This is a genomic window from Salinibaculum salinum (assembly GCF_037645885.1).
In the GTDB taxonomy this organism is placed as follows: Archaea; Halobacteriota; Halobacteria; order Halobacteriales; family Haloarculaceae; genus Salinibaculum; species Salinibaculum salinum.
On sequence record NZ_JBBENW010000024.1, the window covers coordinates 14,374 to 26,709 of the forward strand.

Here is a 12,336-nt window from a genome sequence, read left to right on the forward strand (position 1 = left end):
GAGTTCACTTCTTCACTCACTCCGTTCGTTCAGCCGTTTCCTCGCCGACTTCTCGTTCGCTTCGCTCACGAGAATCCCGGAGCAGCGTCGCTGCTCCGACCCTCGCAAACGCTGTGCGTTTGCTCGGTCCCGGCGATTCCTCCCAAACATTCTCCATTTATTCGGTCCAACTACTTCAGACACATCTGACATCGCCCCCGCCTTCCCGTTTGGTCGAACCCGAAGTATCCCTGATGTCACTGCCACGCCTGCGTTCCACCCGGTCCCACAGTGGTCTCCCCACTGACCCGACCAGCAACAGCAGCGCCGCTTCGTCACCCCCACCACTGGTCATTTGTTCGACCGTGACCCATACGATGAGTGCGATAGTCGAGAGGACGACAGCGTATTTGACGCCCGAGATGAGTTCCACGTTCCGGATGTAGCCGGCGATAAACGACGAGATGATCGCCTGCAGTGTCACTGCGTGGAAAAACAGCATTGACATCCGCTCGGGCGAGATCGAGCCACCGCCGGTACCGGCACCGGTTCCAGTCCCGGCACCGCTCCCGCCGGCGCTCATGTCCAGCCCACCGATGACATCGATGAACTGCACGCGCAAGAGCGCCATCACGCCCAGCAGCGTCAGGTAGGTCATGATGATAATAACCGTCTGCATCCGGGTTCGTGACTTCCGTTCGCGGTCGATATCGTCCTGATTCTCCGAGGACTGAGCCGCCGTCGAGAGCACGTCCTGAATCTGGCTCGAGGTCTCCTGGGCTTCGCTAATGAGTTTGACCGTCCGCGCCAGGCGCGGGATGTGGTACTTGTTGTTGAACTCCCGGAGGGCGTCTTTCAGGTTCGTACCGTAGTTGACCTTCGCGTGCATCGTCTCGAACTCGTCTGCCAGCTTCCCGGAGGACGTTTCGGAGACGACCTTGATGGATTCGAGCAGCGTCATCCCGGTGTCGTTGGCGCTTGCGAGTTTCCGGAGGTTCTCCGAGATGTTCCCGAGGACGCCGCGGCGCGAGCGGACGTTCCACTCGTAGAACACGCCGAGCGGGAGCAGATTCAGGTACAGCGGGAGATAGACCCAGACGACCGTCCCGTAGATGACATTGTTCTCCATCGCCTCCACCGAGAGTGGTGCGTTCCCCGTCGCGACAGCCCCGATGAGGACGAGCGCGGTCAACGGCACCGTGACGACGAGCACCATCAGCGGGTGGTCCCGGAAGAAGAAGTGTGGGGCTCGCAGAATCTCCATCAGCTCGTAGGTCCCTTCCCGGCGCTTGATGCGGTCGAAGACGGTTCGCTCGCCGGTGTACTGCTCGACGAGACCGGGATTGAACACGCCGATACCTTCGTCGACCCGAAACTCCTCTTCTTTGCTGTCCGGACGCAGATAACCGTCGCCGATATCGTCCTGGGTGACCGTCGAGACGAGCACCAGAAAGCCGACGCCGATGAGCGGAATCAGCCCGTAGACGGTGCCATACAGCAGTTGCTCCTGGTTTCCGCCCTGCATCAGGTCCATAATCACCAGGATGATAATGAGAAGCAACGGAAACAGCGAGAGGGTCATGTACATCTCGCCGAACAACTCCAGCGTGTCTAGCAACTTCTCCTGTTCCTGCTTTGCCGTCCGCATGTGCTTGTCCTTCTGGTCTTCGAGGAAATCCGTCATGTCACCTCCTGAGTTGACGATAGAGAGCATGTCAGTCAGGAACTGTGAGAGCTCGTCACTGGGCGTTTCGAGGGACTGGTTCCGGATGGCCGTCCGGTAATCGGTATCGAAATACTCCGTCTCCAGCACGATAGACTGGAACTCCTTTGCGACCTCCCCGTAGGTGTCGTCGGCTTTGGCCATCGCCTGCAGGATTTCGAGTTGGTTCATTCCCCCCACCGACAGCGCGTACATGAACGAAATCGAATCCGAGAGCAGGACGTTGATCTCGCGTTCGCGAGCACTCGACCGGAAGTAGGGTATCGAGACGAGCGAGCCAAACCCCATGGCGAAGCCGATGGTTCCGAAAATCAACCCAGAGAAAATGATGATAGCCGGCGTCTTCAGTGCGGTAATGTACTCCGGGAGATTGAACGTGAGTATCCCCTCCGGAACGCCGAGAAACTGGACGAACAGGTAGCCGACGAACATCCCGAGCAACCAGAGTGCGAGGCCGGCAATCGACCCGATGGCGAGCGCACGCGAGAGAAACATCTCCACGTTGTCGGCCATCCGTGCCTCGGCCAACTTCGTCTCGATGCCGCCCACAAAGTCGCCGTCCTCGTCGAACAGCCACTCGAAGAGCGGGTAAAAGGCGTCGCCGAGGGCAGACCCGCCGGCTCCGCCGACCTGTTGGCCACCTCGTGTGTCGAGGCTCATTCTTCGTCCTCCCCGGAACCGGCCTTCGGCACGAACTGCCCGAAGTCGATAGCTTCCTCTTCAGTTCCACCGCCGTCGTCGGCTTCGAGCCCCGAGAGGGCAGAAACGATGTCCGTCGAATCGCGCTCACGGTACCGCTGGAGCAGCGGATTGGCATTCTCCAGAATCTCCCCAGTCTCCTCCAGCAGGTCCTCGGGCGCTTCGGGGCGTGGAACGAGTTCCTCTTTTTCGGGTTCGATTTCTATCTGGACCGATTCCATCTCCCGAAGGTCTTCCAGAGAACGCTCCAGGGACTCGTTTGCGATGATAGTCAGAATCGTTTCGGGGTCGTTGATAAAGGCCTGCACTGTCGCCGCCACCTGCGTGTAGGTGTTCAACCCGTTCTCGATGAGGTAGGCCAGCACCACTTTCCGCTTGAACAGTTCCTCGTCGAGTCGTTCCTGGGTCCACCCGCGGTCGAACTTGATCTCTTCCAGCGTCGAGGACGACCCCATCTGGATGAAGTTGTCCGTCTCGGCGCGCCACTCGTAGACGTCCCGGACGTTTATCTCGTCGTTCTCCGGGGAGTACTCGTTGATTTCGGTCAGTGACTTGTTCCGGCGCACCTTGTGCCCGCCGACCCTGGTCTGGGTCTGAATCGACACCAGGTCGAGCGCCGTAAACAGCGTCTTCGAGACGTTGATTGGTTCGGTGGTAAAACGCTTGATGACTTCACCCACCGAGTCGGCGTGAAACGTGGTGTAGGTCGTGTGACCGGTCGACATGACCTGGAACAGCGTCCGACCCTCCTCGCCCCGAATCTCACCCATGACGATGTAGTCGGGACGCTGCCGGAGTGCGGCTTCCAGCAGGTCGAACTCGTCGACGTCACCGGTGTCGTCCTGTCCGAACGACGGACGGGTAACACTCGCAACCCAGTTTCGCTGTGGGAGTTCGACCTCACGGGTGTCCTCGATCGAGACGATTTTTGCGTTCGAAGGTATGAACAGGGAGATCGCGTTCAGGCTGGTCGTCTTCCCCGAAGCCGTCCCGCCGGCGAAGATGAGCGACTTGTGATTCTCGATACAGAGCCAGAGGAAAGCCATCTCGTCTAAGTTGAACGTGTTCCAGTTGATGAGGTCGATGGGGGTGAACGGCACGTCTTTGAACTGACGGATGGTGTAGTTGGTTCCGTGGTCCGAGACTTCACGGCCGAGCGTCAGCTGGGCACGCGACCCGTCCGGAAGCGTCGCGTCGACCTGCGGTTGCCGTTTCGAGATGCCTTTCCCGGAGCGCTGAGCGAGTTTGACCACGAAATCGTCGAGTTCGGACTCGCCGTGCGTGACGTTCGAAATAATCTGTTCGTAGTCAGTGTGGTAGACGAATACGCGGCTGTTGTAGCCGTCACAGGAGATGTCCTCGACGTTGATGTCGTGTTTCACCGGGTCGATGTTGGCGTACCCGATGAAGTTTCGCTTGAGCAGATAGAGGAGTTTCTCGACCTGGTACTCGGTCAACGTGTCGGGGTCCTCATCGAGGATGATGGGTTCGGGCCGCACCTCGATGCCGTCGAGACCGCTTTCCTCGACCGTCTGCTCGGCTTCGTTCATCCCGAGCATCTCCTTTAGTGACCCCATCATTCCCCCGCCGTCGGTAGAGCCAGTCACGTCGGTTATCTTTCCCTCGTAGAGCCCGTAGCGCTGGAGGAGCCGTTCTGCTTCGCGCTGGATGACTTCCGCCCGGTCGGTCTCGTCGCCCTGGACGATGACATCGTCTTCGGAGTACTTGATTGCGGTTTTGAGTTTCCGCGAGAGGAACTCCTTGAGCTCGTCCTCGATATCGTTTAAGTGTGGCTCGATAACGTAGTACTTGCGCTCGTTCTCCTTGCGGGAGTGAAAGATGATGACACAGGCGTAGGGTTTGTTCACCCAGTAGCGGTTCTCCTCGACGAAGTGACTCTTCTTCTCCAGCGGGACGGCCTTTTCGAGGTCGTAGCGGTTGACGACCGTCGTGTTGCCGTTTCGGTCCGAAAAGAAGGCGTCCTCGTCGAGTTCGTCGGGGACGTTGACGGTCCGTTCGTCGACGAGATGCTCGAGGTCCGAGGCGATCGACTGGGCGTGGCTCAGTCGTTCCTCGGTACCGTCGGGGTCGAATCCGAGGTACTGTTCCGGCTCGAACGGTTCCTTCTGTCCGTCGCTCTTGCGTGGCGCGTTCCCGCTCTCGTCGTAGTAGTACTCCCGTTTGAAATGCTCCCAGGAGTACGTCCCCTTCACGACAGGGGTGCGCTCGGGGTCACAGAACGCCTCGAAGTGCTCGCTGAGCGTCTTGCCGGCGCTCGCACCGGATTCGAGTTTTCGCGGGAGGTCCCGCGGGTCGAACCCGAGATACGCCGACCGATCGAACCGACCCTCGTCGTGTTCTTCCCTCCGAAAATCACTCCAGGAGTATTCCCCCACTGCTACACTCGTGCCCCCCCCGACATCGACCCCCGCCGAGGCCTCTTCCTCGCCGCCCCCTGTGTCATCGATTGCCATTACAATTCATCTGCCCCTATGGGTGAAAAAACTTTACGCCAGGAACACCGCCTGCCACCAAATTCTCGATTCTCCCGACCGGCGCGGTTGAGGCTCGCAAGTTCGAGAGCGGGGCGGTCAGTCGACGAACCGCTCGATTCTCGCCATCGCCTCTTTCAACTCGTCGAGACCGGTCGCATACGAGACGCGAAGGTGCCCCTCGCCCCCCTCACCGAAGGCAGTTCCCGGCACGACAGCGACGCCCTCCTCGTGGAGGAGAGCCTCCGCGAACTCGCCGGCGTCGTCCCAGGGACACTCCGGGAACGCGTAGAACGCGCCGCTGGCCCGGAAGCAGTCGATTCCCATGTCTTCGAACCGCGAGAGGACGTACTTCCGGCGGCGGTCGTACTGCGTTTTCATCTCGGCGACGGCGCCGTCGCACGACTCGAGCGCCTCGATTGCGGCGTACTGCGCGGTGGTCGGCGCCGACAGCATCGTGTACTGATGGATACGGTTCATCGCGGCGGTCGCTTCCGGTGGGGCCATCGCGTAGCCCAGTCGCAATCCCGTCATCGCGTACGCCTTCGAGAAGCCGTTGAATACGACAGTTCGCTCGCGCATCCCCGGCAGCGTCGCGATGGAAGTGTGTTCGTGTTCGTAGGTCAAATCCGCATAAATTTCGTCCGAGAACACCGTCAGGTCGTGCTCGCAGGCGAAATCAGCGACCGGTCGGAGTTCCTCGCCGGTCATCGTCGCACCGGTCGGGTTGTTCGGGTAACAGAGGACGAGGACGTCCGCGTCGGCTGCACCGGATTCCTCCAGAACCTCGCGAGTGAGCTTGAACTCGTCTTCGCGTTGCGTCTCGACCGAGAGGACGTTCCCCCCAGTGAAGATGACGCCGGGAACGTAGGAGACGTAACACGGCTGGACGACAGCGACGGTGTCGCCGGGGTCGACCAGCGCCCGGTAGGCGAGGTCGATTCCCTCGCTGGCCCCGGCGGTGACGAGAATCTCCTCGTCGGCGCCGTAGTCGAGGTCGTACCGCCTGGCGACGTGGTCGGAAATCTTCTCGCGGAGTTCTCGTCGGCCGCGGTTCGCGGTGTAGGAGGTTTTGCCCTGCTCCAGCGAGGCGATCGCGGCGTCGCGTGCCGCCCACGGCGCCGAAAAGTCAGGCTCACCGACGCCCAGCGAGATGATGTCGTCCATCTCCTCGGCGAGTTCGAAAAACCGTCGGATACCCGACGGTGGCACCGCGTCGACCCGGTCGGCGATGTCGAATGTCATGGTGAGACGGAGAGCCGGTCGTCGTCGTCGCCGTCGCCAAACTCGATGCCGTGTTCCTTGTAGGACTCCATGACGTAGTGGGTCACAGTCTGCGTGATTTCGGGGACGGGCGCGACTTTCTCGCTGATGAAGTGAGACACTTCGCGCATCGAGTCGCCTTCGACTTCCATCATGAAGTCGTAGTCGCCACTGACGAGGTGGAGCGACTCGACCATCGGGAATTTGGCGATGCGCTCGGCGACGTCGTTGTAACTGGTCTCGCGGTCGAGTGTGAGGTTGAGTTCGACTGCCGCGCGCACAGTCTCCTGTTCGAGTTTGTCCCAGTCGACGACGGCGCGATACCCCTTCAGGACGCCTTCCGATTCGAGGTCGACGATTATTTCCTCGACTGTCTCGGAGTCTATGTCGGTCTGGCGGGCTATATCCTCGACAGTGTAGCGGGCGTTCTCTCGGAGTAGCTCTAGGACCTCGTCGCGACTGCTCATACCGATAGACCGCCGTGCGACAGTATAAAGACTTGCTACACGTCGCCGGTGGCACCCCCCCGACGTCGAGCACTCACTGTCTGAGTCGATTCGAGATTTTATAGTGAATGACTCCGTATTGCCGCCCAATGCGCCCAGAAGTGCCCGAATCCGGCTGGGAACTCGTCGCACAGCGAGACGAAGCAGCGTCACTCATCGGTGCGATCGTCACACTCGATGCAGGGACCGAGTACACCCGGTCGGACATCGCCGACGCGGCCGGCATTCCACTGAAAACGCTCTATCTGGCAGACGCGCTCGAGGACCTCGTCGACGTGGGTGCACTCGATCACACCGAGAGCGAGAACAGCGAAGCCACGTTCGTTCTCAACGAAGACAGTGCCGTCGTTCAGGCTGCCCGGGCATTCGACGACGCGGTCGCCGAACAGCTCGCGGTCGAAGCAGAGTAGGCAGCGACACACCGCCCGACACACTCGTTTCGAGAGTTCTTTGTCTCCGCACTGTCTGCGACCGTCTGTGACGAGGTTCAGAGACCGGCAGGCCGCACTCGTCGTCTCACTGGTCGGTGGCTCACACGTCATCAACCACATGTACTACATCCTGTTGCCACCAGTGACGACCGTCGCGGCCGCAGACCTCGGGGTGGGTGTCGCCCGCATCGGTCTCGCTATCGGTCTCCTCGGCGCCGTCGTGACTGCGCTGCAGTTGCCTTTCGGTCACCTCTCGGACACCCGCGGCCGGACGCCGATGCTCGCCCTCTCGCTCGGCTTCGGCGCAGTCGGTGCCATCCTCACTGCCACAGCACAGAGTTACGCGTGGCTCCTCGCGTCGCAGGTGGTTCTCGGCGTCGGTATCGCCGGTCATCACCCCGCCCACTACCCGCTGCTCTCTGCGGCGACCGACCCCGGAACAAGGGGACGAGCCTTCAGTGTCCACGGCTTTACCGGCGCGCTCGGGTTCGCTGCGACTCCGGCGGTCGTCGCGGGCGTCGTGACACTCGGTTACGACTGGCGGGTCGCACTCGGAGTCGTTGCCGCTCTCGGGGCGGTCTACGCGGTCGGCTGCATCTCCGTGTTCGTTCGCTTCGTCGACGACGAGATTACGGCACCCAGCGATACCAGCCACGCCGACGAATCGTGGACCGTCTCTCGCGTGCAGGCGCTCCCGAAGCGGGCCGTCGGCAGCCTCCGCGGGATGCTCTCCGACCGCGGAATCCTTCTCGTGACCGTACTCTGGCTGGTCACGTCTATCGCGGGATGGGGCATCAAGACCCAGACACTGCCACTGTTGACCGAGACCTACGGCCTGCCGGAAGCCACCGGAAACACGCTCGTCTCGGCGATGTTCGTCGTCGGTGCGGTGTTGATGTTCGGCGGCGGCTGGCTCACCGACCGCACCTCGCCCGGGTTCGTGCTGGTCGCCGGCTACGTCTCGCTCGTGGCCGTTACCGCGGCGCTGGCTACCGGTATCCTCCCCGCACTCCTGGTCGTCGGACTCACGCTCGTCCTCGCCTCGACGATCGACTACAGCCGTCCGGCTCGCGCGACGCTCGCAGACCGCTTCTCGTCGGCCGACGACATCGGAAAGAGCTTCGGGCTGGTCACCATCGGCATCTCAGGAGGCGGCGCCATCGCTCCACCGGTGTTAGGGTGGGTGTCGGGGAGGTACGGCGTCGAAGCGTCGTTCGCAGTGATGGGCGCTCTCGGCATCGTCTCGCTCGCCCTGACGGCCGTCGTCCTGCGCGTCGAGAGTGCCCGTCCAGCGAGAACGCCACAGCCGGGTGACGACTGACGCCAGTCAGGCCGGCCCGACGGCTGTGGCGTCGCGGGCAGTTCGATCACCAGACCAGATACCCCAGAGAAACAGCCGAAGTGCGTCTGTAACGAACTCGGGGTTGTCGAGGTTGGATGCGTGGCCGGCGCCGGGTACTTCCCGGACCTTGGCACCCCGAATTGCATCGGCCAGTGCCGGCGCGTGCTGTCGAATGAATCCCGCGTCGTGTTCGCCGTAGAGGACGAGCGTCGGGACCGTAATCGAGCGATAGCCGACTGGCGTTTCGTGAAAGCGAGCGAGCGCGCGGATGACCTTGGCGAACTCCTCGGTTGCCATCGTCGGTCCGGTCGCACGAATCGCCTCGATGTTCTCGTACTCGCCGCTGACACCCCTCGAGAGACGCTCCTGGAGCCACACCATCACCCGCTCGACGCGCTCGTAGCCGAACAGCCGAACCAGTGGAATAATCGCGCGCAAGAGTCGGCGCTGAACTCGTTCGCCAGGGGAGAGTGGCGACGGACCGAACGTATCGACGAGAACGAGCCCAGACAGTCGGTCAGGGTAACGATCGGCGTACGCCTGCGCGATGCACCCGCCCAGCGAGAGCCCGCAGACAACCGGGCGGTCCAGTTCCAGGGCGTCGACGAGAGCCGCCAGGTCGTCCGAAAAAAGGTCCATGGAGTACGATTCCCTGTCAGAGCCGCCTGTCCGGCCGTGGCCGCGCACGTCGTAGGCAATCGTGGTGTAGTCGTCGCTGAGTGCGTCGAACTGTGGTTGCCACTGCGTGTAATCGACGATTGCGCCGTGGACGAACACCACCGGCGGTCCGCTCCCTCGGCGCTCGTAGTACGTCTCGATGTCGTTGGTCTGAACGGTCGGCATACCGGACGTAGGAAGCACGGCCCGATAAACTCGCTCGCGGACCGTTGGGACCGGCCAGTGAGTTGCCGCTGGCCGAACCGATTAGACTGTCGAGACCCAAACGCGGGTATGGTCGCAGCAGATTCCGTCGAAGTCCTCGAACGAGGAGATCAGGCACCGGATTTCGAACTGACAGGCACGGACGAAGAGACGTACACCCTTTCGGATTTCGCCGACAACGAAGCACTGCTGGTCGTGTTCACGTGCAACCACTGCCCGTACGCACAGGCGAAATTCGACGAACTGAACGCGCTCGCAACCGAGTACGACGACGTTGCTGTCGTCGGAATCAACTCGAACGACCCTGCGGAGTATCCCGACGACTCCTTCGAGCGAATGCAGGAACTCGTCGCAGACGGCACGATTCAGTACGACGCCTATCTCTTCGACGAGACACAGGAGGTGGCAGCCGCGTACGGCGCGACGTGTACACCGGACCCGTTCCTGTTTGAACGGAGCGACGACAGGTTCGAACTGGTCTACCACGGCCGACTCGACGACGCGCTGAACCCCGACGACGAACCGACCGAGCGGGAGATGAAAGCACACATCGACAGCCTGCTGGCCGGCGATGAGGTCTCCGAGGAGTTCCAGCCCTCCCGTGGCTGTTCTATCAAGTGGAAAGAGGGCAACGAGCCGGACTACTGGAACTGAACAGTCGGCTGAAGAGCCACCGACGCCCCCAAAGCTGGGAGGAACGCACCTGTTTTGATACCCCCACCAGAATAGCCCGTATGAACGTCGTCGAGCGCTTCGAGAGCGAATCACCGCTTATCGGGATGGTTCACCTGCCGCCGCTCCCGGGGTCGCCACGTTTTGCCGGCGACCGGACGGAACTCCGCGGGCGGGCACTCGCCGACGTGTCCGCGCTCGTCGAGGCCGACTTCGACGGTCTGCTCGTCGAGAACTTCGGCGACGCCCCCTACTATCCCGACGACGTCCCGAAGTCGACCGTCGCCGAGATGACTGCTATCGTCAGGGAGCTGGGCATCGGCGTGGAGTGTCCGTACGGCGTCAACGTCCTCCGAAACGACGCCGATGCCGCGCTCTCGGTGGCGGCCGCCGGCGGTGGCTCGTTCATCCGCGTCAACGTCCACACTGGCTCGCGCGTGACCGACCAGGGCATACTGGAAGGAACAGCCCACGAGACACTCCGACGGCGCGAGCAACTGGACGCGGACGTGTCGATTCTCGCGGACGTGGCCGTCAAACACTCTGCACCGGTGGGCGAGCGCGACATCGCGGCCGTCGCCGAGGAAACCATCACGCGTGGCCTGACAGATGGACTCGTCGTCTCTGGCCCGGCAACCGGCGAACCGGCCGACGCCGAGGAACTGAAAACGGTGCTGGACCGCCGTGACAGCGTCGATCCGTCCGTTCCCGTCTTCGTCGGCAGTGGCGTCACCCCCGAGAACGTCTCTGCTCTGCTGGATCTCGCCGATGGCGTCATCGTCGGGACGGCACTCAAACGGGGCGGTGAGACGACGGCGCCCGTCGACCCCGACCGGGCGAAGGCATTCGTCGGTGCGGTACGGGACAGGTAAGACGGCGGACCAGCAGTTATCCGGCAGCCAGTCGAACACTCGAGTATGACTGACGACCTGGTCACCGAGACGGTCAGTGGGATTGCAGCGGCTGTCGGTCCAGAGCGAGACGAGATACTCCGTGAGATGGACGAGCGCGCCGACCGTGAAGGGTTCCCGACAGTGGGTCCACAGGTCGGCGGGTGGCTCTCGCTGCTGGCCCGTGCCGTCGACGCCGAGCGCGTCTTCGAGTTCGGGTCGGGCTTTGGCTACTCGGCGTACTGGTTCGCACGCGCACTCGATTCCGACGGCGAAGTCGTTCTCACAGAAATCGACGCCGACGAACTCGAAGTCGCTCGCGAGTACTTCGACCGCGGCGGCGTCGCGGACCTGGCGCAGTTCGAACACGGCGACGCTATTGAAATCGTCCAGACCTACGACGGTCCCTTCGACGTGGTCCTGCTAGACAACGAGAAAGACCGGTACGTCGAGGCCTTCGAGGCCGTCCGAGGGAAGCTCCGGGAGGGGAGTCTCGTGCTGGCGGACAACGCCGTGACCGCGGGCAGCATCGACGCCGAAGACGTTCACAGGTTACTGGCCGAGGAGCCTCGGCCGGCGGCAAGCGAGTCGAGTGTCGGCATAGCCAATTATCTCGACCACGTGCGCACCGCCGAGAACTTCGAGACATCGCTGCTCCCACTCGGGGAGGGCGTCGCAGTGAGCGTTCGACTGTGATGACCGACAAGCGGCAGACAGCGGTGCAGCCAGCATTCTCGCTACCGAAAATGGAGGGCGATGAATTATATGGGTCCGACCGAAAGCCACGGGCAACGCTCGCTTTGTATCCATGAGTCTGATGATAGATATCCGGAAGCTCGGGTTGTTCAACAAGATGGCAAAGGAAGGTGGCAACACGGTTGCGAGTCACCTCAGCCAGATGACGGGGATGGAGACGGAGATGGAGATTACGAAAATTAACTTCATCGACATTCCCGACATCAAGACCCACGTCGGCGACCAGAAGCAGATCGGTATCAGCATCGAGATGCTCGAGCCCCCACACGGTCACATTCTCTTTCTGTTCAACGCCCAGAGCGCGAAGGAACTCGCCCACGGGATGATGGGCGACATGGCGGGCGCCGAACCCTCCGAAAGCGGCTTCTCGAACATGGAGCGCTCGGCAATTCAGGAGATCGGCAACATCATGACGAGCGGCTTCATCGACGGGTGGGCGAACGTCCTCAACACGACGATCGACATGTCCACGCCGACCTTCACGTACGGTCCCGGCAGCGGCATGGTCGACGACCTCGTGGGCACTCGCGCCGACGAGATGGCGCTGATGTTCGACTCCCGCGTCCACGCGCTCGAATCCGATATCAACGTCAAAGTCTACACCTTCCCCGAACTCGAAGAGTTGGTCGGCCTGATGCAGCAAATCGAAGTTTGAATAAAGAACTCATTTAGAGTTTTAATGGGTTCCCTGTCCTATATGT

The 12,336-nt window shown here is 61.8% G+C and carries 10 protein-coding genes and 1 pseudogene; 6 read left to right on the top strand and 5 right to left on the bottom strand.

Annotated elements, in window-relative coordinates; translation table 11 throughout:
* Positions 1-340: 340 nt before the first annotated feature.
* The 4 genes and pseudogenes from WDJ60_RS16785 to WDJ60_RS16800 all read right to left on the bottom strand — a co-directional run.
* Positions 341-2,362: pseudogene (locus tag WDJ60_RS16785) on the bottom strand (type II secretion system F family protein); the annotation flags it as partial.
* Positions 2,359-4,875, bottom strand: a complete 2,517-nt coding sequence (locus WDJ60_RS16790; protein ID WP_340101851.1) for a type II/IV secretion system ATPase subunit — start codon at positions 4,873-4,875, stop codon at positions 2,359-2,361. The pseudogene WDJ60_RS16785 and the gene WDJ60_RS16790, both read right to left, overlap by 4 nt.
* A 117-nt stretch (positions 4,876-4,992) precedes the next feature.
* The gene (locus WDJ60_RS16795) at positions 4,993-6,138 is read right to left on the bottom strand and encodes a pyridoxal phosphate-dependent aminotransferase (protein WP_340101852.1); all 1,146 of its coding nucleotides are present in this window, start codon (positions 6,136-6,138) and stop codon (positions 4,993-4,995) included.
* Complete coding sequence (locus WDJ60_RS16800) at positions 6,135-6,623, bottom strand: Lrp/AsnC family transcriptional regulator (RefSeq protein WP_340101853.1); 489 nt, start codon at positions 6,621-6,623, stop codon at positions 6,135-6,137. The genes WDJ60_RS16795 and WDJ60_RS16800 overlap by 4 nt, the downstream gene beginning before the upstream one ends.
* A 128-nt stretch (positions 6,624-6,751) precedes the next feature.
* On the opposite strand from WDJ60_RS16800, the gene WDJ60_RS16805 reads away from it, so the two are divergent.
* Both WDJ60_RS16805 and WDJ60_RS16810 read left to right on the top strand, forming a co-directional pair.
* Positions 6,752-7,072, top strand: coding sequence for a hypothetical protein (locus WDJ60_RS16805; RefSeq protein WP_340101854.1), 321 nt, complete (start codon positions 6,752-6,754; stop codon positions 7,070-7,072).
* Between the two features lie 67 nt (positions 7,073-7,139).
* A complete protein-coding gene (locus WDJ60_RS16810; protein WP_340101855.1) occupies positions 7,140-8,414 on the top strand; it encodes an MFS transporter in 1,275 nt (424 codons plus the stop codon).
* Positions 8,415-8,420: 6 nt separating this feature from the next.
* Here WDJ60_RS16810 and WDJ60_RS16815 read toward each other — a convergent pair whose 3' ends face one another.
* Complete coding sequence (locus WDJ60_RS16815; RefSeq protein ID WP_340101856.1) at positions 8,421-9,278, bottom strand: alpha/beta fold hydrolase; 858 nt, start codon at positions 9,276-9,278, stop codon at positions 8,421-8,423.
* A gap of 108 nt (positions 9,279-9,386) precedes the next feature.
* On the opposite strand from WDJ60_RS16815, the gene WDJ60_RS16820 reads away from it, so the two are divergent.
* The 4 genes from WDJ60_RS16820 (at position 9,387) to WDJ60_RS16835 (ending at position 12,290) form a co-directional block, all read left to right on the top strand.
* Entirely contained in the window at positions 9,387-9,971 is a 585-nt protein-coding gene (locus WDJ60_RS16820) for a thioredoxin family protein (RefSeq protein ID WP_340101857.1), read from the top strand.
* 80 nt (positions 9,972-10,051) lie between these two features.
* Entirely contained in the window at positions 10,052-10,861 is an 810-nt protein-coding gene (locus WDJ60_RS16825; protein WP_340101858.1) for a BtpA/SgcQ family protein, read from the top strand.
* A gap of 45 nt (positions 10,862-10,906) precedes the next feature.
* Positions 10,907-11,575: an O-methyltransferase gene (locus WDJ60_RS16830; protein ID WP_340101859.1), complete on the top strand. Its 669-nt coding sequence runs from the start codon at positions 10,907-10,909 to the stop codon at positions 11,573-11,575.
* 112 nt (positions 11,576-11,687) lie between these two features.
* Positions 11,688-12,290, top strand: a complete 603-nt coding sequence (locus tag WDJ60_RS16835; protein WP_340101860.1) for a chemotaxis protein CheC — start codon at positions 11,688-11,690, stop codon at positions 12,288-12,290.
* Positions 12,291-12,336 lie beyond the last annotated feature (46 nt).